21 protein-coding genes are annotated in these 23,503 nt (G+C 71.2%); 9 read left to right on the forward strand and 12 right to left on the reverse strand.

The window, feature by feature from the left end; translation table 11 throughout:
- Positions 1-14: 14 nt before the first annotated feature.
- Positions 15-308, forward strand: coding sequence for a hypothetical protein (locus ACQPZQ_RS12365; protein WP_433295147.1), 294 nt, complete (start codon positions 15-17; stop codon positions 306-308).
- Positions 309-326: 18 nt separating this feature from the next.
- Here ACQPZQ_RS12365 and ACQPZQ_RS12370 read toward each other — a convergent pair whose 3' ends face one another.
- Together ACQPZQ_RS12370 and ACQPZQ_RS12375 are read right to left on the reverse strand one after the other, a co-directional pair.
- On the reverse strand, positions 327-1,472 hold the full coding sequence (locus ACQPZQ_RS12370; RefSeq protein ID WP_433295149.1) for an RNA polymerase sigma factor: 1,146 nt from the start codon (positions 1,470-1,472) through the stop codon (positions 327-329).
- Positions 1,473-1,510: 38 nt separating this feature from the next.
- Positions 1,511-1,918 carry a YciI family protein gene (locus ACQPZQ_RS12375; protein ID WP_433295151.1) on the reverse strand — a complete coding sequence of 136 codons (408 nt, stop codon included), beginning with the start codon at positions 1,916-1,918 and terminating at the stop codon, positions 1,511-1,513.
- Between the two features lie 298 nt (positions 1,919-2,216).
- Between ACQPZQ_RS12375 and ACQPZQ_RS12380 the strand changes: the two genes are divergently transcribed.
- The 4 genes from ACQPZQ_RS12380 to ACQPZQ_RS12395 all read left to right on the forward strand — a co-directional run bounded on the left by ACQPZQ_RS12380 (position 2,217) and on the right by ACQPZQ_RS12395 (position 6,687).
- The gene (locus tag ACQPZQ_RS12380; protein WP_433295153.1) at positions 2,217-3,062 is read left to right on the forward strand and encodes an alpha/beta fold hydrolase; all 846 of its coding nucleotides are present in this window, start codon (positions 2,217-2,219) and stop codon (positions 3,060-3,062) included.
- A gap of 193 nt (positions 3,063-3,255) precedes the next feature.
- On the forward strand, positions 3,256-4,254 hold the full coding sequence (locus tag ACQPZQ_RS12385; RefSeq protein WP_433295155.1) for a DMT family transporter: 999 nt from the start codon (positions 3,256-3,258) through the stop codon (positions 4,252-4,254).
- Positions 4,255-4,426: 172 nt separating this feature from the next.
- A complete protein-coding gene (locus ACQPZQ_RS12390; protein WP_433295157.1) occupies positions 4,427-5,761 on the forward strand; it encodes an MFS transporter in 1,335 nt (444 codons plus the stop codon).
- A gap of 221 nt (positions 5,762-5,982) precedes the next feature.
- On the forward strand, positions 5,983-6,687 hold the full coding sequence (locus tag ACQPZQ_RS12395) for a hypothetical protein (protein ID WP_433295159.1): 705 nt from the start codon (positions 5,983-5,985) through the stop codon (positions 6,685-6,687).
- A gap of 16 nt (positions 6,688-6,703) precedes the next feature.
- Here ACQPZQ_RS12395 and ACQPZQ_RS12400 read toward each other — a convergent pair whose 3' ends face one another.
- The 6 genes from ACQPZQ_RS12400 to ACQPZQ_RS12425 all read right to left on the reverse strand — a co-directional run bounded on the left by ACQPZQ_RS12400 (position 6,704) and on the right by ACQPZQ_RS12425 (position 13,365).
- On the reverse strand, positions 6,704-7,981 hold the full coding sequence (locus tag ACQPZQ_RS12400) for an MFS transporter (RefSeq protein WP_433295161.1): 1,278 nt from the start codon (positions 7,979-7,981) through the stop codon (positions 6,704-6,706).
- 168 nt (positions 7,982-8,149) lie between these two features.
- A complete protein-coding gene (locus ACQPZQ_RS12405; RefSeq protein WP_433295163.1) occupies positions 8,150-9,583 on the reverse strand; it encodes an MmgE/PrpD family protein in 1,434 nt (477 codons plus the stop codon).
- The gene (locus tag ACQPZQ_RS12410; protein WP_433295165.1) at positions 9,580-10,428 is read right to left on the reverse strand and encodes a cyclase family protein; all 849 of its coding nucleotides are present in this window, start codon (positions 10,426-10,428) and stop codon (positions 9,580-9,582) included. Before ACQPZQ_RS12410 ends, ACQPZQ_RS12405 begins: the two co-directional genes overlap by 4 nt.
- Positions 10,425-11,306, reverse strand: a complete 882-nt coding sequence (locus ACQPZQ_RS12415) for an HpcH/HpaI aldolase/citrate lyase family protein (RefSeq protein ID WP_433295167.1) — start codon at positions 11,304-11,306, stop codon at positions 10,425-10,427. Before ACQPZQ_RS12415 ends, ACQPZQ_RS12410 begins: the two co-directional genes overlap by 4 nt.
- A complete protein-coding gene (locus ACQPZQ_RS12420) occupies positions 11,303-12,511 on the reverse strand; it encodes a CaiB/BaiF CoA transferase family protein (protein ID WP_433299156.1) in 1,209 nt (402 codons plus the stop codon). The genes ACQPZQ_RS12415 and ACQPZQ_RS12420 overlap by 4 nt, the downstream gene beginning before the upstream one ends.
- Positions 12,511-13,365 (reverse strand): IclR family transcriptional regulator, encoded by an 855-nt coding sequence (locus ACQPZQ_RS12425; protein ID WP_433295169.1) that lies wholly within the window; start codon positions 13,363-13,365, stop codon positions 12,511-12,513. Before ACQPZQ_RS12425 ends, ACQPZQ_RS12420 begins: the two co-directional genes overlap by 1 nt.
- Positions 13,366-13,531: 166 nt before the next feature.
- Here ACQPZQ_RS12425 and ACQPZQ_RS12430 point away from each other — a divergent pair, with 166 nt between their 5' ends.
- A complete protein-coding gene (locus ACQPZQ_RS12430) occupies positions 13,532-14,938 on the forward strand; it encodes an FAD-dependent oxidoreductase (protein ID WP_433295171.1) in 1,407 nt (468 codons plus the stop codon).
- Positions 14,939-14,941: 3 nt separating this feature from the next.
- Positions 14,942-16,402, forward strand: a complete 1,461-nt coding sequence (locus ACQPZQ_RS12435; RefSeq protein ID WP_433295173.1) for a dihydroorotase — start codon at positions 14,942-14,944, stop codon at positions 16,400-16,402.
- 57 nt (positions 16,403-16,459) lie between these two features.
- Here the strand turns inward: ACQPZQ_RS12435 and ACQPZQ_RS12440 are convergent, their stop codons facing one another.
- A complete protein-coding gene (locus ACQPZQ_RS12440; RefSeq protein ID WP_433295175.1) occupies positions 16,460-17,260 on the reverse strand; it encodes an SDR family NAD(P)-dependent oxidoreductase in 801 nt (266 codons plus the stop codon).
- Positions 17,261-17,382: 122 nt separating this feature from the next.
- Here ACQPZQ_RS12440 and ACQPZQ_RS12445 point away from each other — a divergent pair, with 122 nt between their 5' ends.
- On the forward strand, positions 17,383-18,576 hold the full coding sequence (locus tag ACQPZQ_RS12445; protein WP_433295177.1) for a zinc-dependent alcohol dehydrogenase: 1,194 nt from the start codon (positions 17,383-17,385) through the stop codon (positions 18,574-18,576).
- A 33-nt stretch (positions 18,577-18,609) separates the two neighbouring features.
- Here the strand turns inward: ACQPZQ_RS12445 and ACQPZQ_RS12450 are convergent, their stop codons facing one another.
- On the reverse strand, positions 18,610-19,311 hold the full coding sequence (locus ACQPZQ_RS12450) for a class II aldolase/adducin family protein (protein ID WP_433295179.1): 702 nt from the start codon (positions 19,309-19,311) through the stop codon (positions 18,610-18,612).
- 104 nt (positions 19,312-19,415) lie between these two features.
- Between ACQPZQ_RS12450 and ACQPZQ_RS12455 the strand changes: the two genes are divergently transcribed.
- Entirely contained in the window at positions 19,416-20,534 is a 1,119-nt protein-coding gene (locus ACQPZQ_RS12455) for a serine hydrolase domain-containing protein (RefSeq protein WP_433295181.1), read from the forward strand.
- A 9-nt stretch (positions 20,535-20,543) separates the two neighbouring features.
- On the opposite strand, the gene ACQPZQ_RS12460 is transcribed toward ACQPZQ_RS12455, so the two are convergent.
- Both ACQPZQ_RS12460 and ACQPZQ_RS12465 read right to left on the reverse strand, forming a co-directional pair.
- On the reverse strand, positions 20,544-21,851 hold the full coding sequence (locus ACQPZQ_RS12460; RefSeq protein WP_433295183.1) for an MFS transporter: 1,308 nt from the start codon (positions 21,849-21,851) through the stop codon (positions 20,544-20,546).
- Between the two features lie 2 nt (positions 21,852-21,853).
- Positions 21,854-23,503, reverse strand: coding sequence for an amidohydrolase (locus tag ACQPZQ_RS12465; protein WP_433295185.1), 1,650 nt, complete (start codon positions 23,501-23,503; stop codon positions 21,854-21,856).

The following is a 23,503-nucleotide window of genomic DNA, read 5'->3' on the forward strand; positions in this document are numbered from 1 at the left end:
ACGGGAGGACCACGATGGACGACCAGGTCACCGTGTTGGCCGCGATTCTGCGCGGGGCCGGTGAGACTCACCACCAGGTGTACCGCCTCGTCGACGGCGAGGACGCCGACTGGGCCTCCTGGTACGCCGACTGGTTGATCAAGCTGTCGAGGCTGCCGGAGGTCCTCGGCGTCACGCCGGTCGCCAGCGAGCTGGTCTACGTGCTCGTCGGCTCCGACAAGGAGCACACCGCGCAGCATCCGAACGTGCCGTGGGACGTGTTCTACGCGGACCGGATCATCACGCACTTCCGGCCCGGCTCCGAGTAGCGTGCTTGCGCGCCGGACTCACCCGCGCAGCGCTTGGCTGATCCGCGCCGCCTGCAGGGTGAGGTGGTGACGTTCGGCCAGGTTGGGGGCCGACCGGGCGGCGTCGGCATACAGCCGTGCCGCGGTCTCGAGGTCGCCCGCCTTCTCGTGAAGGTATGCCGAGGCGGCGGTGTGGCGAGGCAGGCCGGGGTCCACCTTGGCCAGGGCGGCGAGGCCGGCCGCGGCGCCGTCGGCCTCGCCGACCGCGACCGCCCGGTTGAGCTCCACCACCGGGCTCCCGGTGAGCCGGAGCAGCTCGTCGTACCAGCCGACGATCTGCACCCAGTCGGTCTCCTCGGCGCGCGGCGCATCGGCATGCAGGGCGGCGATGGCGGCCTGGGCCTGGAACTCGCCGAGTCGGTCGCGACCCAGCGCTTTCTGCAGGATCGCAACGCCCTCGGCGATGAGCGAGGTGTTCCAGCGGCAGCGGTCCTGCTCGGCCAGCGGGACCAGGCTGCCGTCGCGCCTGGTCCGCGCCGGTCTCCGAGCGTGGTGCAGCAGCATCAACGCCAGCAGCCCCGCGGTCTCCTCGTCGTCGGTCATCGACGCCAACTGCCGGGTGAGCCGGATCGCCTCGGCCGCCAGGTCGACGTCGCCGGTGTAGCCCTCGTTGAAGACCAGGTAGAGCACCCGTAGCACCGTCGCCAGGTCGCCTGGCTCCTCGAACCGCACGTCGCCGACCGTGCGTTTGGCCCGGCTGATCCGCTGCGCCATCGTCGCCTCCGGCACGAGATAGGCCTGGGCGATCTGCCGGGTGGTCAAGCCACCGACGGCCCGCAGCGTGAGGGCCACCGCGGACGCCGGGGTCAGCGACGGATGGGCGCAGAGGAAGAAGAGCTGCAGCGTGTCGTCTGCGGTCTCGGCCGGTCCGGGTGGCGGCTCGGCGTCGACCCGCTGCTCCCGGTCGCGCCGTGAGACGTCGGAGCGGTGGGTGTCGAGGAACTTGCGCCAGGCAACCGTGACCAGCCAGCCCTTCGGGTCGGCGGGTTGCCGGTCCGGCCAGGTCAGCGCGGCTTGGATGAGTGCTTCCTGCACGGCGTCCTCGGCCGTCGCGAAATCGACTCCGCGACGTACGAGAACGCCGATCACCGCGGGAGTCAGCTCCCTCAGCAGCAGTTCGTCCATCACCTGATCTGGCCCCTGACCTGGCCGAGCCGGGCGGGTCACTCGGTGACCGTGTGCGTGGCGCCCAGGAACGGGCGCAACTCGAGCCATTCGTGGATCGGCTTGCCGCCTGCTCCGGGGGCTGCCGACAGCTCACCGGCGAGCTCGAGCGCGCGCTCGTAGGTGTCGACATCGATCACCATCCAGCCGGCGATGACGTCCTTGGTCTCCGCGAAGGGCCCGTCGGTGACCGGCGGTCGGCCCTCCCCGTCGTACCGGACGAACGTGCCCTCGGACGAGAGCGCCTGGCTGTCGACGAACTCACCGGTGCTCTCGAGCCGGGCGGCGAAGTCGTTCATGTACTGCACGTGGTCTTCGACCTCCTGCGGGGTCCACTGGTCCATCGGGACGGGGTTCACGGCCTCGGGGGCGCCGCGGTAGTGCTTGAGAAGCAGGTACTTCGCCATGGTGGGTCTCCTTGGTGCGGTGCGGCCACGGTGGCTGCATCTGGCCCTGGGACGGAGCCGCCAGGCCGGTCTCGACATCCCCTCCACATCTTCTTCGAGAAATTTTCTGACACTGCACAGTCGGAGCCGGACGCCGGTCCGCATCGACGGGCCGGCGCCCACGAGAGCATCGCGGACGTCCTCGGATGGCCGTGACTCGACGCACACGTCCCGGTCCCCGAGACCGGCATAAGAACCGATCCCGGGGTGCTTATACGAGTAAGTTCGTCGACGACGAACGGGAAACGGAGGAGATCGGATGTCACTGAACGATGAGAAGCGCGCGACCGTGGACGTCGACGGCGCGCAGGCAAGCTACTTGACCGCCGGTGACGGCCCGGTCGTCCTGATGCTGCACGGCACGTACTGGAGCCGGGTCTTCCTCCCGATCCTGGACGATCTCGCCGCTGCGGGTCTCCGGCCTGTCGCCGTGGACCTGCCCGGATTCGGCCGCTCCGGGGGAGAGCTCACGGTGCGGACCGCGACCATCCCCGACCTCGCCGCCTGGGTGCTGCGCTTCGCCCGCGTGCTCGGCGTCGAGGGGCCCGTGTCGATCGTCGGGCACGACATCGGTGGCGCGATCGCGCAGCACCTGCTCGCCGCGGGAGCCGTCGACGCCTTCGCGCTGGTCAACGGCGTGACCTACGACTCGTGGCCGCAGCCGAGGATCGCCCGGTTCGCCGATCCGGCCCTGGTCGCCGCAACGTCGGCACGCGATCTGGTGGAGATCCGGCGTGGGGCGGTCGTCGACGCGCTGGCCGACGCGGCGACCGATGCGCTGGTGGAGGAGTACCTCGAGCCGCTCGCCGTGGAGCGTGTTGCGCGGTCCTGGATGGCCTTCGCCGCTGCGGCGGACAATCGCTACACCCTCGACCTGATGCCGTCGCTGCGCGCATCCACCATTCCGAAGCTGCTGGTCTGGGGCGAGGACGATCCCTTCCAGCAGGTTCACCACGCCGAGCGGTTCGCCGCCGAGGTGCCGAACACGACGCTGGTGCGTGTGGCCAATGCCGGCCACATCCCGACGGAGAACGATCCCGGGGCGGTGGGAGCCCCGCTGGCCGACTTCTTCGCGAAGCACGCCGCGAACCCGAACGAGGCCTGACCCCTTCGTCCCACGATCCCGGCGGATCGACGTCGCAACTCCGCAAGTACGAGTCCTGCGAATTCTCTTTGCGGCACCCGGAAACGGGCCCTGCCGCGGCTGACTCCTGCCCGCGTCCGTGGTGACGCCTGTTCGTGCAATGCAGAGCATCCAACGGAACTCCCCGTCACTCGTTCACGATCGGATTCACGATATGCGAATACTGGCTGCGCTCACGGCTGCTCGTGCAGGCTCTGCCGAGGTCTCCACCGGGCACCGGGGGCGTTCCTCCGATGTGCGCGACAGCGCGGCCGGCCGCCTGCCCGCGAAGGTGAATGCTCTTCTGCTCGCCGCGCTTCCCGGCGCTCTGTTCATCGCGATCTGGTCGAGCGGCTATCTCGTCGGGAAGATCGGCATGCGCGAGATGTCGGCTCTCACGCTGCTGTGGTGGCGATTCCTGGTGGCCGCGGTGGTGATGGGCGCCGTCGCCATTGCGACCCGGGCCCGGTGGCCGCGCAGGCCGATGGCGTGGATCCATCTGATCGTCACGGGATTCGTGTTGCATGCCGTTCAGTTCGGCGGCATCTACATCGGCTTGGGCATGGGGGTGTCCGCGGGTCTCGCGTCGCTCATCGCCAGTGCGGGCCCGCTGGTGATCGCGGCGATCGCCGTCCCCGCGTTCGGTGAGTTGCTGCGAAAGCGGCAATGGGTCGGATTGCTGCTCGGCCTGCTAGGAGTTGCGGCCGCGGTCGGTTCCGAACTCGGCGGCGGTGTTTCCGTGGCCGGACTGTTCGCCTTGCTGGTATCGCTGGCGGCATTCGCCGGCGGCACGTTGTACCAGAAGCGATTCGGCGCGGTGATGGATCTCCGGAGTGGTCTGACGGTGCAACTGGTCGTGGCCACGGCCGCGATCACACCGCTCGCGCTCGGCCATGGCGGCCTGTCCATACCGCTCACGTTCTCCGCGGTCTGGCCCATCGTGTGGGCAAGCCTCGTGAGCTCGATCGGCGGGCTCGTCCTGCTCTTCGTCCTGCTGCGGCGCAGGGGTGGCGGGGCGGCCACGAGCTACCTCTTCCTGGTTCCGCCCGTGACGGCGTTGGCCGCCATCCCGTTGCTGGGGCAACCGCTCGAGGTGGGGGCGATGATCGGAACGGTGCTGGCCGCGGTCGGCGTCGCTCTGGTCACCAGGTCGGCACCGGCACCCGCCGAGTGACGGAAGGCCTGCCCGCGCTCGACGGGGACGACCGGCACCCGGTGCCGCGGCACCTCCGTTCTCGACCTTGACATCTCCTCCCGCAGGGGACGAATCTGAGAAGCGTCTTCTAGAGCCGCATTCCAAGTGTGGCTTGGCGTGACATTCGGGTCTTTGCGACAAGGAGGTCGCCGTGAGCCCTTCGTACGTACGCCAACTCGACGAGTACCCCACGGGCAGTCGCAGGCTGCGCATCCTGGCGATGGCCGTGCTGGCCAGCCTCATCTGCTCCTACGAGGCGGTGATCGCCCCGGTCGTGCCGCTCCTGCTCGAGGACCTGCACATGAGCCTGGGGACGTACGGGGCGATCTCGGCCGCTGCGGCCGTGGCAGGTGCGGTGGCCGGAATGATCGGCGGCAGACTCACCGACAAGGTCGGACGCGTACGGCTGCTGGTCCCGCTCATGATGCTCACCTCCCTGTGCTGTTTCGGAATGGTGCTGGTCCAGACGCCGACCGAACTGCTCGTCGCCCGGGTGGTGCTGGCGTTCATCGACGGTGTCGCGGTGGCCAGCACTGCTCCGCTCGTTCGCGACTTCTCCCCTCGCATGGGCCGTGCGCAGGCCTTCGGGTTCTGGACGTGGGGACCGGTGGGGGCGAACTTCCTGGCAGCGGCGATCGCCGGGGCCACTCTGACACTGTTCAACGGCGCGTGGGAGTCCCAGTTCGTGATCATGGGTGCGGTCTCGCTCGTGGTCTCTGTGGTGATCGCGCTGAACATCGCCGAGCTCTCTCCCGCGTTGCGGGCCAAGATCGTGCAGACCGAGCGGTCGGTCCGCACCGCCGTGGACGAGACGCGGCCCCCGCAGATACGTGATCTGCTCGTGCACCGCACGATCTGGGCTCACGTCATCGGCATCGCGTTCTGGCTGGTGTTGTACCTGACGCTCACGCTCTACGGGCAGACGATGCTCGTGCAGACCTTCGACATGAGCACCGCTCAGGCGTCCTCGGTGATGACGGTGTTCTGGATCCTGGACCTGGTGATCGTCGTCGCCGCCGGGCGCCTGTCGGACCGGTGGCAACTGCGCCGCCCCTTCGAGCTCGGTGGCACCATCGCCGGGCTGGTCGTCCTGCTGGTGCTGGTGTGGCTGATCGGGCGCGACACCGTTTCCATTCCCGCACTCATGGTCACCGGGCTCTTCCTCGGTGGGCTGCTCGGCGCGGCCTACTCGCCGTGGATGGCGAACTTCTCCGAGGACGCCGAGAACATCGATCCGCGCTTGCAGGGCACGGCCTGGGGCCTGTTCTCCTTCCTCGTGAAGGGCATGGCCGTGGTGGTGCTCCTCGTCGCGCCACAGGTGGTCGCGGCCACGAACTGGCAGGTGTGGATGGGGGTGACGGCCGGCTGCATGGTCGTTTTCGGGGTGGCCATCTGCTTCTTCGGAGGGCCGTGGCGGCGCACCGCGCCGGATGCGGTGGCACCGGCGTCGGTCCCGGCCGCCGCGAGCGACTCCACCGCGACGTAGTTCGACGGGTGAGCGATCGGCGCCGTTCTGACCGTGCGTGACACGCCGGACACGCACAGTTGTAACGGCGTCGACTGCTGTCGCCGATAGCTCCATGGGTCGGGGGACCATCGAGAGTTGGAGCTCGGATGTCTCACCACCCTGCGCCGCCCAGCCGTGCCCCGCAGCCGTCCGAGGCGACACAGCCCATGCACTGGGCGCCGCCCTATCCGGTCCGGCCGATGCTGGTTGTGCCGAAGGTGAAGCGGACGAAGAAGTGGCCGTGGAGCGTGGCTGCCGTCGCCGTGCTGTTCGTCATCGTGATCAACACGAGTACGGGACCCGACGCGCCGGCCACGATCATCGGCGAACACGTCCCGGCATCGGTGAAAGCTGTGCCGGCCGACACGGTCGATCCGGCCCCGGGCCCGCCGGCCGCACCGATCTCCTACCAAGGACAGGGCGACGAGGTGCTGAACCTCGAGAAACCGGTCGGCGTGGCCGTGCTCGATTTCGAATGCCTCCAGTGCTCCGGCAACACAGCGCTGAAGACGGACGGCAGAGAGGCACTTCTGGTCAACGAGATCGGCGGTTATTCGGGGCGCCACCTCATCGACGTCTCCGAGACCGCGCGGACGTCCGTGCTGACGATCACCGCGAACGGATCATGGAAGGTGACGGTGACGCCCGGCCTGTCGGCTGTGCGGATCACCGACGGGGCCAGGATCACCGGGACGGGCGACGACGTGGTCGCCATCAACGGCGCCACGACCCGGGCGCTGATCAAGAACCGCGGAGAGTCGAACTTCGCCGTGTGGATCGTGGGCGGGGACACGACCGAGCTCGCCGTGAACGAGATCGGCTCCTACGAAGGCACGGTGCCGTTGCGCGCCCCGGCCGTCGCGATCGTGACGTCGTCCGGCGACTGGTCGATCGCGCCATTCTGACCCGCCTGCCGCCGGCTCACGCCGGGGTGGCCCGCACGGTGTCGGACGGTGCAGCACGGCGTTCCCGGGGGCAGAACAGCATGAGCAGTGCGCCGACGGCGGCCAGCACGCTCATGAGAACGAAGCCGCTGGTGAACGTGCCGGTGCCGGAGACGATCAGCCCCATGATGATCGGCGCCACGATCCCGGACAGGGCGAACGAGGCGTCGGTGAACCCGGCAGCGCTGGCCGGCTGGGCGGGCTCGGCGTCGATCGAGGCGACCCACCAGATCCCGCCGGTGATGAACCCGAACCCGACGCCGAGCGAGATGAACACCAGCGCGACGGTGAGGGTGGGGTGGAGGAAGACGGGGATGAGCGAGCAGGCCGAGAGCAACAGCGCGACGCCCATGATCGTGAAGCGGCTGCGGATGCTCTGCGTGCGGGCGTAGAACCGGTCGACGACGAACCCGCCGACCAGCGCGCCGACCACGCCGGCGGCCCACGGGGCCACCGAGAAGGCGCCGACCTCCTTGATGCTGAGCCCGTAGGACGAGAGGTACTGCGGCAGCCAGTAGAGGAAGCCCCAGAACATGAAGCCCCAGGCGAAGTAGCCGGCGGCGACGATCCACAGGTTGCGGTTGGTGAGCAGCGCCCTCCAGTCGACGCGGCCACGGCTCGCCGACTCCTCCGCCACCCGCCCTGCTGCGATATGGGCCAACTCGCGCCCGTTGACGCGGCGGGACTCTTCGGGGGTGTTGGTGAGCAGCCCGATCGCGGCGATCGCCCAGGCGATCCCGAGCACGGCCATCAGCCAGAACGTGCCCCGCCAGTCGATCAGGGCGATCAGCTGGGTGAGCAGGGGGCCGGCGATCAGCAGGCTGCCGGAGACGGCGACCCCACCGATGAGCGCCAGGGCGAACCCGCGCTCCACCGACGGCAGCCAGCGACTGACGATCCGGGTGGCGGCGGGAAAGGCGGGTGCCTCGCCTGCCCCCAGGAGGATCCGCAGGAGCAACAGTCCGGCGAACCCTCCGGCAACCGGGATGAGTGCCACGGAGATCGAGAAGATGGTGATCGCCACCAGGAGCACGCGGCGTGGGCCGAAACGGTCGACCAGCGGGCCGGACAAGAAGGCGAACACCATGTAGCCGACCGAGAAGGCGCTGCTGATGACGCCGTACTGGGCCGTGGTGATTCCGAACTCCCGCTCCAACGGAGCGACGGCGAAGGAGATCGCGCTGCGGTCGATGTAGTTGATGATGATCAGCGCGACGACCAGAACGATCGTCGCCCAGCGAAAACGGGTCCTCATTGGCGGCGTACCTCGCTGTGCTGCGGCTGGAACGGACTCACATCGAATTCGTTCCGCTGACCGGAACGCTTTCCGTTTGTTCGGTCGAGCCTGGCACTCGGTGCTATTCCGGGTCAATGTGTTGAACCCGCAATTGCGCGTGTCTACCAGGTCGTTACAACCGTTCCGCTAAGCGGAACGCAATGAGGACGCCTGGCGAAGAAGTTCCGTGACACCCGCGACGTCGCGTCCGTCCCGAAGGTCCCACACGGCCTGTGCGAGCTGCCCGGCAGCCTCGGGGCTCACCGACCGCTCGGCGTTGCCGGTGAACTTCACCGACAGCTCGGCGTCCGACAGCGGTCGCTGCGGGCCTCCGCGGTTGGCCCGCACCCGCTCGGTGACGGTGCGGCCGTCGGCCAGCTCGGCGGTGAGCACCGCGGGGAACTGGCGCGGGAAGATCGCGGTGGACTCCGCGTCGGCCTCGCACCGCACCAGCGCCGCGAGCGCCAGCCGGGCGGGGTCGGCCGCGGCTGCGTCGGTGAAGTCCTCGTGGAAGAGCCCGAGGCCGCCGCCGCCCAGCAGAGCCGCCGCGACGGTGTACGGACCGCTGAAGGCGGCGTGGTAGCCCGAGCGGGGCCGCGCCTTCTCCTCCGGCGGCTCGGCGATCGTCCGCAGCACGGGAGCGGGGACGCCGAGCGTCAGGCCCCGCACGGACTCCGCCGTCACCCCCGACGCCCGCAGCGCCAGCGCCGCGTCGATCCCGGCATGGGTGAAGTGGTTGCACGGATAGGGCTTGAAGAAGATGCCAGGCGTCTCCCACTGCTCGCCGAGCCCGTCGGTGACCCGTTCGACGTGCGCCCGGTCGCCGCAGAACGCCTGCAGGAACCCGAAGCGGCCCTCCAACACGGTCGGTGGTCCGGTGAGCCCGTGGCGCGCGAGGTCGGCAGCGGCCACACCGGCGTGTGCCGCCCACCCACAGTGCACGCGCTTGATCGTGCCGCCGGTGCGGTTGGCCTCGATGATGCCCGCGCCCATGCTCGCCGCGATGCCGATCACCGAGGTGATCGTGTCGGCGTCGAGCCGGCGCAGCATCCCGGCGGCCACGGCGGCCCCGATCGCCCCACAGATCGCGGTGGCGTGCTGGCCGTGCTCGAAGAACACCGAGTTGCCCAGTTCCTCGTCGTAGCCCGCCATCCCGAGCCGGCAGGTCACCTCGATGCCGACGGCCGCGGCGTCGAGCATCGCCGTGCCGGACGCCCCCACCTGCTCGGCGACGGCCAGCGCGGCGGGCAACACCGCGGAGGACGGGTGCAGCACCGACGGCAGGTGGGTGTCGTCGAAGTCCAGGCTGTGCGCGAGCGTGCCGTTGACGAGCGCGGCCGACGGCGCTGGCAGCCGGTCGCGTGACCCGACGGCGGTCGCGACACCCGTGCCGCCCCACTCGCGCACGACGGCGTCGACGATCCGGGCGGGCTCCTCGCCTCGTGCGGCGAGGCAGTTGCCGAGAACGTCGACCGCGCGGGCGGCAAGATCGTCACGCAGGAAGGCGGGCAGGCCGTCGCGGACAACCCGCTCGGCGAGCATTCCCACCTGCTGGGCCGGGGTGGACGTAATCATGATCATGCCCCCACCACCGCCACCGGACGCACCGGCGACCCCGTGCCCCCGACGATCCGCAGCGGGGCCAGCACGAACAGGAACTCGGTGAGCCCCTGCCGGGAGGCCTCCTCCATGTCCAGGTGCTCGATGATGTGGATGCCGTTCTCCACCAGCAGGATCCGGTGCACGGGCAGCACACGGTGGCCCGTTCCCGGCGGGATGCGCTCGTAGGCCGTGGTGTCGGCGCCGGTCGCGATCACGCCGCGCTCGACCAGCCAGCGCGCACCGTCCTCGGTGACCCCCGGGACGCCGCTGTCGTGGCCGATGTAGGCCACGGGGTCGGCGAAGTGCCGGGCCCAGCCGGTGCGCACCAGAGCGACGTCACCCCGGCCGGGTTCGGCGCCGGCCCGCTCCGCGGCCGCGGCGAGGTCCTCGGCCGTGATGCCGTGGCCGCCCTCGAGCACCTCGACACCACGCGTGGCCGCGACGTCGAGCAGCACACCGCGCGTGATCATCGCCGGGATGCGCTCCGCACCGTGCTCGGCGTGCCGGCCGCCGCGCTGCCCCGCCTCGGCGTCCACGCCGCCGTGCAGGCACCCGTCCTGGCTGACGTGCGAGAGCGCGTCGACGTGGGTGCCGACGTGGCCGCCGGTGATGATGAGCTCGTTGGAGGCGGACCCGCCGTCGGGACGCACGGTGTCGCCGTGGCGGCGGATCAACGTCATCCGGAACCCGGGATGGTTCGGCGACGTCGACATGCCGGTGACGAGCGGATGGCTGAGCTCGACGGTCCGCACGCCGCGGGCGATCGCGGCGAGCAGGGCGGCCGTGGTGGGGTCGGTGGCGCCTGTGGTTCGGGCGGTCGTCATGTGCGTTCCCTCCCGGCCGCCGTCGGGGCGGCCGGATCGTCGAGTGCGGGGGCGAGGTCGAGCAGCCAGCGCGCGCCCGCGACCACCGCGGGGTCGACGAACCGGCCGCGGTCGTCCACGAATGCGCTCTGCCCGTTCTCCGTGGCGGCCTGCAGCGAGTCGAGCAGCGCACGTGCCGAGTCGATCTCGGCCGGAGCCGGGGTGAACGCCCGGTGCACGGGTTCGAGCTGGGTGGGGTGGATCACCGAGCGGCCGAAGAAGCCGTCGTCGCGGGCGGCGATGCTGTCGGCGACGAGGCCGTCGAGGTCGGCGAGGTCGGTCCAGACCGCGGCCACCGGGCTCGGGAGTCCGGCCGCCCGGTTGGCCACGACCACGCGCTGGCGGGCCCACCGCAGCGCCGCCGGGTTGCGGACGTGCAGGTCGGCGGCCAGGTCGGCCTCGCCGAGTGACACTCCGGCGACCAGCGGGTGGGAGCGGGCCAGCAGGAACGCGCTCTCGACACCCAGTGCCGACTCCAGCAGCAGGTGCACCGGTACGGCGAGCCGCTCGGCGAGCTCCGCGACCGCGGCGGCGTCGGTCGCCTTGGGCACGCGCACCCCATCGGGACGGGCGCTCGCGAGCGCATCGGTGTCGGCACGTGCCCACGGGCTGTCGAGGGTGTTCATCCGCACCCACACCGGCACGGCCCGGGGAGCCTCCAGGGCCGCGACGGCCGCGGCGCGCGCGGTGTCCTTGGCCTGCGGCGGTACCGCGTCCTCGAGGTCGAGCACCACCGCGTCGGCGGCGCCGGCCAGCGCCTTGCCCACGAGGTCGGTGCGGTGGGCGGGGACGTAGAGCCAGCTGCGGGCCCGGCCGAGCGCGGTGGCCGGGGCGGTCATACCGCACCCGTCGCGCGCAGCTGCTCCAGCCGTGCCTCGTCGACGCCGTAGCGGGCGAGCACCTCCGCGGTGTGCCGGCCCAGCGGCGGGCCCGACGTCCGGACCCGGCCCGGGGTCTCCGACAGGCGGAACGGCACGTTCTGGAACCGGATCGGGCCCAGCTCGTCGTCGTCGATCCGGACGATGCTGCCGAGCGCCCGGAACTGCGGGTCCTCCAGCACGTCGGCCGCGGTGTAGATCGGGGCGACGGCGGCCTGGGCCTTCTCGAACTCCTCGATCACCTCGTCGCGGTTGCGCCGGGCGATCCAGCCGCCCACCGCGTCGTCGAGCTCGTCGGCGTGCTCGGCGCGCTGCCGGCCGGAGGCGAACCACGGCTGCGCTGCCAGGTCGGGGCGTCCGACCAGGTGCAGCACCCGCTCGGCGATCGACTGGGCGCTCGTGGAGACGGCGACCCACTGGCCGTCGGCGCAGCGGTAGGTGTTGCGCGGCGCGTTGTTGCCCGAGCGGTTGCCGGTGCGCTGCTGCAGCACGCCGAGCTGGTCGTACCCGATGATCTGCGGGCCGAGCAGCGTGAGCAGCGGCTCGATGATCGCCATGTCGAGCACCTGGCCGCGGCCCGTGGAGTCGCGGGCGCGCAGCGCGGTCATGATGCCGAACGCGGTGGTCAGCGCGGCGACACCGTCGGCGAGCCCGAACGGCGGGAGCGTCGGTGGCCCGTCCCGCTGACCGGTGATCGCGGCGAAGCCACTCATCGCCTCGGCCAGGGTGCCGAAGCCGGGCCGGTTCGAGTACGGCCCGAACTGGCCGAAACCGGTGACCCGCGCGAGCACCAGTCGCGGGTTGAGCTCGCTGAGCACGTCCCAGCCGATGCCCCAACGCTCGAGCGTGCCGGGCCGGAAGTTCTCGATCACGACGTCGGCGTCGGCGGCGAGCGATCGGAACAGCTCCTGGCCATCCGCGGTGGAGAGGTTGAGGGTGACCGACTTCTTGTTGCGGCCGAGCATCTTCCACCAGAGCCCGACGCCGTCGCGCTGCACGCCGTGGGTGCGCGACGGGTCGCCGCCGCGGGGGTGCTCGATCTTGATCACTTCGGCGCCGTGGTCGCCGAGCATGGTGGCGGCCAGCGGCCCGGCGAAGAGTGTGGCGACGTCGAGAACCCGCAGGCCTGCGAGAGCGTCGCCGCTGACTGTGTCCGGCGTCGTGATCACGTCCTTCCGGTGGCAACCGCGCCTGCGGTCGCATTCGTGCCGGTGCCGGATCGCATGTGGGCACCGGGAGTGGCGCCGAGGCGCCGCGAGATGTGCTCGGCCACCGCGACGACGCGCGGGGCGATCAGCCCGACGAGCTCCTCACCCATCCGGTAGCGCGGGCCGCACACGGAGATCGCGCCGACCACCTCGTCCGAGAGCCCGAAGACCGGGGCCGCGACCGACGCCGCGTCGCCCTGCCGCTCGCCTGCGGAGGTGGCGAAGCCGCGCTCCCTGACCATGGCGAGCTCGGCGGTGAGCACGTCCGGGTCGACGATCGTGGCCGGGGTGAGCTTCTCCAGCGGAGCGTCGAGGACCCCGGCGATCACCGCGGGCTCGGCGAAGGCGAGCATGCACTTGCCGCTGCTGCCGGCGTGCAGCGGGAACCGGCGCCCCAGCTCCACCGACATCGTGATCTCGTGGGTGCCGGTCACCTGGTCGAGGTAGACGCGCCCGTGCGGCACCGGCGTGCTGAGCGTGGCGGTCTCGCCGAACTCGTCGCGGAGCTGCCGCAACAGGACGAGCGCTGCGGAGCGCAGGTCGGAGTCGCGCAGCGCCCTGGCGCCGAGCGCTGCGACGGCCGGGCCGAGCCGGTACTCCCGCGTGGCCGGGTCGAGCACCACGAGCTCCCGGCCTGCCAGCGACTGCAGGATCCGGTGCACCACGGCCTTGCTCAGGCCGAGCTCGCGGGCGATCCGCGAGACGCCGAGCGCCGACGGGCCCTCGGTGAACATCAACAGAACGTCTGCGACCCGCGCAGTGCTCTCGGTGCCTCCGCTCGGCTCCCCGGTCGTCGCCCCGGTAGTCACCATTGTCCCCGCCTGTCCGAACGTACCGCCTGACGGAACAAGCCTGAAGGTGTCTCTCTCGGCTGTCAAGAAGCGCTGTCGCTGGCCTTGCCCTTCTTTGGCCCGAGAGGTAGAGATGAGAGGCATCGAACGACTGAAGTCGTTCCGATGAGCGGAACGAAGGGGGCGGATGGACGTCGATCTCGTGATCGCCGGAGCGGGCGGTGGACTCGCCGGCGCGCTCCGGACGGCGCAGCTCGGTATGGACGTGCTCGTGGTCGAGGCCGACGAGCACCACCTGCGCGGCAACAACACGTCGATGTCCACGGCGATGATCCCGGGCGCCGGCTCGCGCTTTCAGCGTGCTACCGGCATCGAGGACTCCCCGGAGGGGTTCCTCGACGACATCGCCGCCAAGACCGGCGGGCAGGCCGATCCCCGGGTCGCGACCGCCCTCGCCACGGTCAGCGCAGAACTCGTGGAGTGGCTCGCCGACCACGTCGGGATGCCGATCGAGCTGGCCGGTGATGTGGACTATCCCGGGCACAGCGCTCGGCGGATGCACACCCTGCCCGGACGGCACGGGTCGGTGCTGCTGCAGTGCCTGACCGACGCCGTGCGGGCGCACGACCGCATCGACCTGCTGGCCCCGGCCCGCCTCGTCGGCGTGGGCGCCGATCGGACAGGAAGCCGGAGCGCCGTCGTCGAGTACCCCGACGGGCGGCGTGAGGAGATCAGCGCGCGGGCCGTGCTGCTCGCCACCAACGGCTTCGGCGCCGATCCCGAGCTCGTCCGCACCCACCTTCCCGAGATCGCCGGGGTCGACTACCACGGCAGCGAACAGTCACGCGGCGACGCGCTGCGGATCGGTGCGTCGCTCGGTGCGGCCACCGGTTGCCTGGACGCCTACCAGGGCCACGCCGCGGTCTCGGCCGCCGCGCGCACCCTCGTCACCTGGACGACGGTCATGCAGGGTGGGCTGGTGGTCGATGGGGAGGGCCGCCGCTTCGGCGACGAGACCGTCGGCTACTCCGAGTACGCAGCGCTGCTGGCCGCGCAGCCCGGCGGGTACGGCTGGATCGTGCTCGACGAGCGCATCAACGAGCTCTGCCGCAGCTTCACCGACTTCCGCGACGTCGTCGACAGCGGCGCCGTGCGCACCGCCGGCACCCTCGGCGAGCTCGCGGAGCGCACGGGGATGTCCGCCCCGGTCCTGGCCGCCGAGGTCGCCGCGATGGCAGCGGTGGCCAGGGGAGATGCGAGCGACCCGCACGGTCGCACACACGTGGCTGCCCCGCTCGCCCCGCCGTACCAGGCGATCGAGGTCGTCCCCGCGCTCTTCCACACCCAGGGCGGCCTGCTGGTCGACGAACACGCCCAGGTGCTCGACACCGCGGGCGCGCCGCTCGGTGGCCTGTACGCGTCAGGCGGCGCGGCGGTCGGCATGTCCGGCCACGGAGCCGCCGGCTACCTGGCCGGCAACGGGCTGCTGCCCGCGCTCGGCCTCGCCTATCTTGCGGCCGACCACCTGGCCTCCCTCGTCGGTCAGCCGAATGACCAGCGACAACCCGATCCGCACACCGCCCTCGAGAGGTGATCGATGACCGACCTCATCATCCGTGACGTCAGAGTGGTCCGTCCCGGCGTCGAGGACGTCGACACCGCCGACATCGCGGTGGCTGACGGGCGCATCACGCAGGTGGCTCCACGCATCGAACCCGAGCCCGGCACCACCGTGCACGACGGCCGTGGCCGCCTCGCGTTCCCCGGCGTCGTCGACGCCCACCAGCACTGGGGCATCTACAACCCGCTCGCCGACGACACGGCCTCCGAGAGCAGGGCCTGCGCGCAGGGCGGCGTCACCACGTCGCTCACCTACATGCGCACCGGCCAGTACTACCTGAACCGGGGCGGGAGCTACGCGGAGGTCTTTCCCGAGGTGCTCGCCGCGGCGCAGGGACGCTCCTATGTGGACTACGGCTTCCACCTCGCGCCGATGCAGGCGTCCCACATCGACGAGATCCCCGCGCTGGTGGCCGAGCACGGCGTGACGTCCTTCAAGATCTTCATGTTCTACGGCAGCCACGGGCTGCACGGCCGCTCGTCGGACCAGAACGCGTTCCTGATGATCCCCGAGGGGGAGCGCTACGACCTCGCGCACTTCGAGTTCGTGATGCGCGGCGTGCAGGCAGCGCGCGAGGCGCACCCGGAGCTCGCCGACCAGATCTCCCTGTCGCTGCACTGCGAGACCGCCGAGATCATGACCGCCTACACGCGGATGGTCGAGCAGGCCGGTGACCTGTCCGGGCTGGAGGCCTACAGCGCCTCGCGCCCGCCGCACTCCGAGGGCCTCGCCGTCACCATCGCGTCCTACCTCGCCCACGAGACCGGGCTGCCCACGATCAACCTGCTGCACCTGTCGTCGGCGAAGGCGATGGAGGCGGCGATGCTGATGGCCCGCACGTTCCCGCACGTGGACTTCCGCAGGGAGGTGACGATCGGTCACCTGCTCGCCGACGTCACCACAGCCGACGGGATCGGCGGCAAGGTGAACCCGCCGCTGCGCCCGCGCGCCGACGTGGAGGCGCTGTGGGAGCACCTGCTCGCCGGGAACGTCAGCTGGGTGGTGTCCGACCACGCCTGCTGCAAGGAGGAGACCAAGTTCGGCGAGGACCCCTCCGACGTGTTCGCGGCCAAGTCCGGCTTCGGCGGCACCGAGTACCTGCTGCCCGGGCTGGTGGGGGAGGGCCGCAAGCGGGGCCTGTCCCTGTCGCGGATCGCGGAGCTGACGGCCGCGACCCCGGCTCGCCGCTTCGGGCTGCCCACCAAGGGCGACATCGCCCCCGGCTTCGACGCCGACATCGCGCTCGTCGACCCCGACACGTCTTTCGTCGTGGATCCGGCCGACTCGGAGTCGACGCAGCAGTACACCCCGTTCCGCGGTATGGAGATCGGCGCCACGGTCACCTCGACGTTCCTGCGCGGCGAGCTCGTGTTCCAGGACGGAAAGGTCATCGGCGCTCCGGGCGGCCGCTACCTGAACAGGTCCCGGAAGGCCTGACCGAGGGCAGGCGACCCGCGCGGGGGCCCGGCGCGGCGTCGGGTCCGGCGCTCGTCCTCAGCGGGAGGACGGGCCGGGCTTCGCCATCTGCCGGTGGGTGGCTGCCTTCAGCCGATCGGGTAGCAGTGCAGCCGCGACTCCCTGCGCCCTCGTGCCCAGCGACCTGGCCACGACCTTCGGGTCACCCTTCACCAGCACCCGGAAGCCCTGCTCCGCGACCCGGGCCGGGTCGTCCTTCGGCGACGCGCCCACCTTCGTGTCCCGCATGCCGGCGCGGCGGAAGAAATCGGTCTCCGTCGGGCCGGGCGTCAGCACTGTGATGGTGATGCGGGTGTCCTTGAGCTCGTTCTGCAGTGCTTGGCCGAACGACTGCAAGAAGGACTTCGACGCGTTGTAGACGGCCTGGAACGAGCCCGGCACCGTGGCCACGATGGAGGAGGTGATCAGCACCTTCCCCTCGTCGCGGACGGCCATGTCGTGCAGGAGCCGCTTGGCCAGGCGCACCGTCGAGGTGATGTTCAGGTCGATGATGTCGAGCTCGTCGGCCAGGTCGTTGTCGAGGAACGCACCACCCTGCCCGACCCCTACGTTGAGCGCCGCGACGTCGACCGGGCGTCCGATCGTCGTGACGGCCGCGTAGACCTTCTCCACTCCCTCGGCGGTGCGCAGGTCCGCCCGGACAGCACGAACCCAGGCGCCGTACCCACGCAGCTCGGCCGCGGCGGCGTCCAGGCGGTCGTCCTCGGCGTTGACGAGGAGATCGAAGCCGTTCTTGGCGAGCTGCTTCGCCAGCTCCCGGCCGATCCCGCTCGACGCACCTGTGACGACCGCCAAGGGTTTGCTCTCAGTAGAGGTCATGCGGATCGGCTACCCCGTGGTCGGGGGATTACGCCCGGTTTCCCCCGCTCCAGTGGGGGAATGTCTGCGTCGAGCGATCACCGGCCGAGCAAGCGACCGGCCGAGGCGGCGAGGAGGGCTCCATGCGAGCGGTCACCTGGCACGGCAGGCGTGACGTCCGGGTCGACACCGTGCCCGACCCGACGATCCAGGACCCCACGGACATCATCGTGCGGATCACGTCGACCGGGATCTGCGGCTCCGACCTGCACCTCTACGAGGTGATGGGGCCGTTCCTCGAGGAGGGAGACGTCCTCGGGCACGAGCCGATGGGTGTGGTCGCGGAGGTGGGGGAGCAGGTCACCGAGGTGCGTCCGGGCGACCGGGTCGTGATCCCGTTCACCGTTTCGTGCGGCACGTGCTTCATGTGCGGCCGTGGGCTGCACTCGCAGTGCGAGACCACCCAGGTGCGCGAACACGGCAAGGGCGCGGCGCTGTTCGGCTACACGAAGCTCTACGGCCAGGTGCCGGGCGGCCAGGCCGAGTACCTGCGCGTCCCGCTCGGCAACACGCTCCCCATCACGGTTCCCGAGGGGCCGCCCGACGACCGGTTCGTCTACCTCTCCGACGTGCTGCCGACGGCGTGGCAGGCGGTGGAGTACGCCGCTGTCCCGCCGGGCGGGTCCCTCGTGGTGCTCGGGCTCGGGCCGATCGGTGACATGGTCACGCGGATCGCCCTGCACCGCGGGGTCGAGAAGGTCATCGGGCTGGACCTCGTGCCGGAGCGGCTGGAGCGGGTGCGCGCCCGCGGCGTCACGGCGCTGGACGTGACCGGCCACGGCCGTCACCTCGGCGACTACGTCCGCGAGATGACCGAGGGCCGCGGCCCGGACGCCGTGGTGGACGCCGTCGGGATGGAGGCCCACGGCTCGCCGGTCGGGAAGCTCGCCCAGCAGCTCACGGGCCTGCTGCCCGACGCGCTGGCCGCACGGCTGATGGAGACGGCCGGTGCCGATCGGCTGAACGCGCTCCACTCGGCGATCGAGCTGGTGCGCCGCGGCGGCACGATCTCGATCAGCGGCGTCTACGGCGGTACGGCCGACCCGATGCCGATGCAGACGATGTTCGACAAGCAGATCCAGATGCGGATGGGCCAGGCCAACGTCCATCGCTGGGTGCCCGAGATCCTCCCGCTGCTCACCGACGCCGACCCGCTCGGCACCGAGGATTTCGCCACCCACCGGCTGCCCCTGGACGCCGCCCCGGAGGCGTACGAGGCCTTCCAGGCCAAGAAGGACGGGATGGTCAAGACGCTGCTGCAGCCTGGGCGCGCGTAGAAGGCGGTGCGCTCCGAGCGGGCGACCAGCGGTTCAGTGGTGGCCTGCCGGTTCGCTGCGCGGAAGTGGAAACACCGGATCGGGGTTCGTCCCGTGCCCGAGGGGGTTCTGCCCGTAGCTGCCGAGCATCCGGGCCACCCGCTCGATCTCCTCGGGCGGCAGCAGGCGGGGTTGCCCGAGCAGCTGCGCCTGGTGGTACAGGCGGCAGAGCCACTCCAGGTAGATGCTGCGGGTGTAGGCCTTCTCGAGGGTGTCGCCGTAGGTGGTGGCGCCGTGGTTCTGCAGGATCACGCCGTAGCGGCCGGCGAGCGCCCGCACGCTGCCCTCCGCGAGCTCGGGGCTCCCGTACGTGGCGTACGGCGCCACCCGCACCGGCCCGCCGAGCAGCGCCACCATGTAGTGGATCGCGGGCAGCTCGTCCACCAACGTGGACAGCGCGGTGGCGTACAGCGGATGGGTGTGCACCACGGCCACTGCGTCGGTCTCCGCATAGACGCGTGTGTGCATGGGGAGCTCCGACGACGGCGCGAGCCCCTCCTCCACGGGCCTCCCGTCGAGGTCGACCACGCAGATCGACGCGGCCGTGAGGTTCTCGTAGGGCACACCGCTCGGCGTGATGGCGATGTGGTCGCCGTATCGAACGGACAGGTTGCCCGAGGTGCCCACCGTCAGCCCATCGGCCTGCATCTGACGGCAGTACTGCACGATCTCGACGCGCTGGTTGGGCAGCAACATGTCGGACGGTCTCCTCTCGGGCGGCTGTCGCGGCGGGGTGCCCCCGGCACCGACGTACCCGAGAACACCTCATCACACGGCGCCGCCACGAAGGGATGAACGCGATGGACGACATGCAGGGCGACGTACAGGCGGTACTCGACCGGCTCATCGAGTCGGGCTCGGAGCGGGGTCTGCAGGTGGCCGTCTATCGCAACGGGGAGCAGGTGGTCGACGCGGTCGCGGGTGTGGCCGACGTGCAGACCGGGCGGGCCGTCACGGCGAGTACCCCGTTCTATGCCACGTCGACGGGCAAGGGTGTCACCGCGACCGTGGTGCACGTCCTTGCCGAGCGTGGCGTGCTCGACTACGACACCCCGATCGTGGAGCTGTGGCCGGAGTTCGGTGCCAACGGCAAGGAGGGCGCAACACTGCGGCACGCGCTGACGCACAGCACCGGCGTTCCCGGGCTCCCGGTCGCCACGCAGCCCGAGGACTTCCTCGACTGGGACGGGATGTGCGCCCTGATCGCGGACGCCGAGCCCTGGTGGGAACCGGGGACGGCCACCGGCTACCACGCGCAGACGTTCGGGTGGATCGTCGGCGAGATCGTCCGGCGGGCAACCGGGAAGCGGATCTCGCAGGTGCTCCACGATGAGGTGGCCGAGCCGCTCGGTGTGGCCGACGAGCTCTTCTTCGGTGTCCCGCCCACGGAGATGAGCAGGCTCGCCCGGCTGGAGGACCCCGTGTCCGCGGCGAGCGGGGACGAGGAGCCGCCGGCGTTGCCGTCGCCGGGAGCACCCGAGGGCTGGGTGTGGGCGCCGCCCGCGACGGCGCCCGTCGCCGCGTTCGGCAACCGCGCCGACCTGCTCGCCACCGACATCCCGGCGACCGGCACCATGACCGCCCGCGCGGTGGCGCGGATGTACGCGGCACTCATGCACGACGTCGACGGCGTGCGGCTCATCTCGGAATCGCGGCTGCGGGAGGTCACGGCCCTGGCCGTCGAGGGCGTCGACGCCGTGTTCTCGTTCCCGGTGCAGCGCGGGCTGGGATACGCCGTGGGTGGGCTCGGTGGCGTGTTCGAGGGTCCGGCGGTCTTCGGCATGCCCGGCAGCGGAGGGACCGCCGCGTTCGCCGACCGAGCGAGCGGCACCGCGGTGGCCGTGCTGAAGAACCGGAACACGATCGGCGACTTCACCACGATGCACCAGGTCTCTGCGGCCGTCGCCAAGCGGCTGTAGACCTTCGCCTCAGCCGGTGACCACCTCGTCGTGCCCGAGCGAGATCCGCGGGGCCAGCGTCCCGGAGCCTGCGGTGATCAGGGCGATCACCACGAGCAGCAGCGCGGGCGTCCAGGAACTCCCACCGCTCACGGCGAGCAGCGCGGTGGCGACCAGCGGGACGAAACCGCTGATCACGCTCGCGATGTTGGCCGAAAGCGCCACGCCGCTGTAGCGCAGCCGGGCCGGGAAGAGGTCGGTGAGCAGTGCACCGGACACGGCGTAGGGGAGCGAGAGGCAGGCCACGGCCAGAGTCACCCCGAGGATCACGAGCGTGGTCGACGCCGTGTCGATGAGCCAGAACGCCGGGAACGCGACCAGCGCCGACACCAGGCCGCCCGCCACCGTCACGCGGCCGGGTCCGTACCACTCCGCCAGCCGCCCGCCGACGAGCAGCACGACGATCTCGACGCCCGCCGCGACGAGCGTGCCGGTGAGCAGGACGGAGCTGTCGATCCCCAGGTACTCGGTGCCGTAACTGATCACGAAGGTGGTGGCGAGGTAGAAGCCGCCCACTCCCAGCAGCGTGGAGCCCGCGCCCACCAGCAGCTGCGGGAACGCCCGGCGAAACACCTCGGTGACGGGGGAGCGGGCCAGCTCGTCCTCGCGCAGAAGCTGCTCGAACAGCGGCGACTCCTCCACCCGTCGCCGGATCCAGAGCGCGATGCCGAGCAACGGGAAGGCGGCGAGGAACGGCAGGCGCCAGCCCCAGGAGTCGAAGCTCTCGGGCGGCAGCAGCGACACCGCGAGGAACGCTCCGGAGGAGAGCAGGGTGCCGATCGGTGAGCCGATCTGCGGCATGGCCGCGTACCGGCCGCGGTGCTCCTTCGGCGCGTGCTCGACGGCGAGGGTGACCGCACCGCCCCACTCACCGCCGACCGCCACGCCCTGCAGGAGCCGCAGCAGCGTGAGGAGCACGGGCGCGGCGACGCCGATGGAGAAGTAGGTGGGCAGCAGCCCGATCACGCCGGTGACGACACCGATCAGCGCGACCGTGATGATCAGACACGTCCGTCTGCCGATCCGGTCACCGAGATGGCCGAAGAGGATCGCGCCGAGCGGCCGGGCGGCGAAGCCCACGGCGAAGGACGCGAACGCGCCCGCTGTGGCCACCACGGGGTCGTCACTGGCGAAGAACAGGTGGTTGAACACCAGCGAGGCGGCGGTGCCGAAGAGGAAGAAGTCGTACCACTCCAGGGCGGTGCCCACGAATGCGCCGAACGCGACCTTGCGGGCGTCCGCGTCGTTGACGGTCACCGGCCAGGCCGGCTCGGCCACGGTCACGCCTCCGGGTCGAGACCGAGCGCCGCGGCTCCGTGAATGCAGCGCCCGCCGACGAATGTGGCGACCACGCCGGTGGATCCGATCCGGTCCGCAGGCACCGTGCGCTCGTCGGTGATGTCGTCGGTGAGCAGCACGAAGTCGGCGAGCTTGCCGGGGGTGAGGCTGCCCCGCTCGGCCTCCTCGCCCGCGATCCACGCCGCGTCGAGGGTGTAGGCCCGCAGGGCCGTGGTGGCGTCGACGCGCTCGTCCGGGCCGATCACCGCGCCCGACGACGAGAGCCGCTGCACCATCGACTGCATGCCGAGCAGCGGTGCCCCCGCCGCGACCGGACGATCGGAGCTGCCGGGAACGCGCACGCCTGCCCGCAGGAAGCTCGCGTGCCGGTAGAGGCCGTCGGTGCGGTCCGGCCCGATCGCGGCGGCCATCGTGTCGCCGATCTCGTACAGGAACCGGGGCTGGGGCACAGGTGTGACGCCGAGCTGCGCCATCCGCGTGATCTGCGCGGGCGTGGTGACGGCGGCGTGCTCGATCCGTGGCCGCGCGCCGGGGCGCGGGTGGCGTGCCTGTGCCTCGGCGAACACGTCCAGGGCAAGGTCGACCGCGCGGTCGCCGATCGCGTGCGCCGCGATCCGCCAGCCCGACGCGTGCGCGTCGAGGATCCGGGAGCGCATGACGTCGGGGTCGTCCTGAAGGTAGCCGTGCGAGTGCCGGTCGCAGAACGGGTCGAGCATCGCGGCGGTGCGGGCCACCAGGGACCCGTCGAGGAAGATCTTCATCGGCCCGATCCGCAGCCGGTCGTCGCCGAACCCGGTACGCACGCCCAGGTCCAGGCCGAACCGTACGGCGTCGTCGGCGTGGCCGGACAGCGGCCGTAACGCGCCCACGGTCGGCATCAGCTGCACTCGCACGCCGAGCTCACCGGCGTCGCGGGCCTGCTGGTAGGCGGCCAGCTCGAGCGGTGACCGGCCGATCCAGCCGGCCCCGATCCCGCACTCGGTGACGTGGGTCAGGCCGTCCGCGGCGTAGACGGTCGACGCGCGCCCGATCGCCCGCGCCAGCTCGTCGACGGGGTAGGGCACCACGAGATCCACGATCAGGTTCTGCGCCTGCTCCTCGAGCACCCCGGTGGGCTCGCCGGAGCCGTCGGTGACGACCACCCCGCCGGTCGGCACCTTCGCCGAGCCGTCCAGCAGCCCGATCCGCTCCAGCAGCGGACCGTTCACCGTGCACACGTGGCCCGTCCTGTGCTGCAGCCAGACCGGGCGCCCCCCGGCCGCCCGGTCCAGCTCGCGGCGGTGCGGGTGCCCGCCGATCGTGGTGTCGTCGTATCCCGTGCCGACGACCATCGCGCCCGCGTCCAGTGCCGCGGCGCGGGTGGCCACGCGCTCGTAGAGCGTGGCGAGATCGGTGAGTCCGGACAGGTCGAGGGCCTCGAGCCTTTGTCCGAACCAGGCCATGTGGTTGTGTGCGTCGCCGAAGCCCGGGACGAGCGCGGCGCCCTGTGCGTCGATCTCGGTGCGCCCGCGCAGGCCCTCGGCATCGAGGGCGAGCACGCGCCCGTGATGCACGGCGAGACTGCGGGCGCGTGGACGCTCGTCGTCCATCGTCACGACGGAGGCGCCCCGCACCACCAGATCGACATCCAT

This window comes from Pseudonocardia sp. CA-142604, assembly GCF_050948475.1.
Taxonomy (GTDB): domain Bacteria; phylum Actinomycetota; class Actinomycetes; order Mycobacteriales; family Pseudonocardiaceae; genus Pseudonocardia; species Pseudonocardia alaniniphila.

Excerpts from the sequence above, each read along its gene's own strand:
- ACQPZQ_RS12400 (WP_433295161.1), bottom strand. The coding sequence starts at position 7,981 with ATGAGGACCCGTTTTCGCTGGGCGACGATCGTTCTGGTCGTCGCGCTG.
- ACQPZQ_RS12375 (WP_433295151.1), bottom strand. The coding sequence starts at position 1,918 with ATGGCGAAGTACCTGCTTCTCAAGCACTACCGCGGCGCCCCCGAGGCC.
- ACQPZQ_RS12405 (WP_433295163.1), bottom strand. The coding sequence starts at position 9,583 with ATGATCATGATTACGTCCACCCCGGCCCAGCAGGTGGGAATGCTCGCC.
- ACQPZQ_RS12465 (WP_433295185.1), bottom strand. The coding sequence starts at position 23,503 with ATGGATGTCGATCTGGTGGTGCGGGGCGCCTCCGTCGTGACGATGGAC.
- ACQPZQ_RS12435 (WP_433295173.1), top strand. The coding sequence starts at position 14,942 with ATGACCGACCTCATCATCCGTGACGTCAGAGTGGTCCGTCCCGGCGTC.
- ACQPZQ_RS12365 (WP_433295147.1), top strand. The coding sequence starts at position 15 with ATGGACGACCAGGTCACCGTGTTGGCCGCGATTCTGCGCGGGGCCGGT.
- ACQPZQ_RS12445 (WP_433295177.1), top strand. The coding sequence starts at position 17,383 with ATGCGAGCGGTCACCTGGCACGGCAGGCGTGACGTCCGGGTCGACACC.
- ACQPZQ_RS12395 (WP_433295159.1), top strand. The coding sequence starts at position 5,983 with ATGCTGGTTGTGCCGAAGGTGAAGCGGACGAAGAAGTGGCCGTGGAGC.
- ACQPZQ_RS12380 (WP_433295153.1), top strand. The coding sequence starts at position 2,217 with ATGTCACTGAACGATGAGAAGCGCGCGACCGTGGACGTCGACGGCGCG.
- ACQPZQ_RS12425 (WP_433295169.1), bottom strand. The coding sequence starts at position 13,365 with ATGGTGACTACCGGGGCGACGACCGGGGAGCCGAGCGGAGGCACCGAG.
- ACQPZQ_RS12440 (WP_433295175.1), bottom strand. The coding sequence starts at position 17,260 with ATGACCTCTACTGAGAGCAAACCCTTGGCGGTCGTCACAGGTGCGTCG.
- ACQPZQ_RS12430 (WP_433295171.1), top strand. The coding sequence starts at position 13,532 with ATGGACGTCGATCTCGTGATCGCCGGAGCGGGCGGTGGACTCGCCGGC.
- ACQPZQ_RS12415 (WP_433295167.1), bottom strand. The coding sequence starts at position 11,306 with ATGACCGCCCCGGCCACCGCGCTCGGCCGGGCCCGCAGCTGGCTCTAC.
- ACQPZQ_RS12450 (WP_433295179.1), bottom strand. The coding sequence starts at position 19,311 with ATGTTGCTGCCCAACCAGCGCGTCGAGATCGTGCAGTACTGCCGTCAG.
- ACQPZQ_RS12370 (WP_433295149.1), bottom strand. The coding sequence starts at position 1,472 with ATGGACGAACTGCTGCTGAGGGAGCTGACTCCCGCGGTGATCGGCGTT.
- ACQPZQ_RS12385 (WP_433295155.1), top strand. The coding sequence starts at position 3,256 with ATGCGAATACTGGCTGCGCTCACGGCTGCTCGTGCAGGCTCTGCCGAG.
- ACQPZQ_RS12455 (WP_433295181.1), top strand. The coding sequence starts at position 19,416 with ATGGACGACATGCAGGGCGACGTACAGGCGGTACTCGACCGGCTCATC.
- ACQPZQ_RS12410 (WP_433295165.1), bottom strand. The coding sequence starts at position 10,428 with ATGACGACCGCCCGAACCACAGGCGCCACCGACCCCACCACGGCCGCC.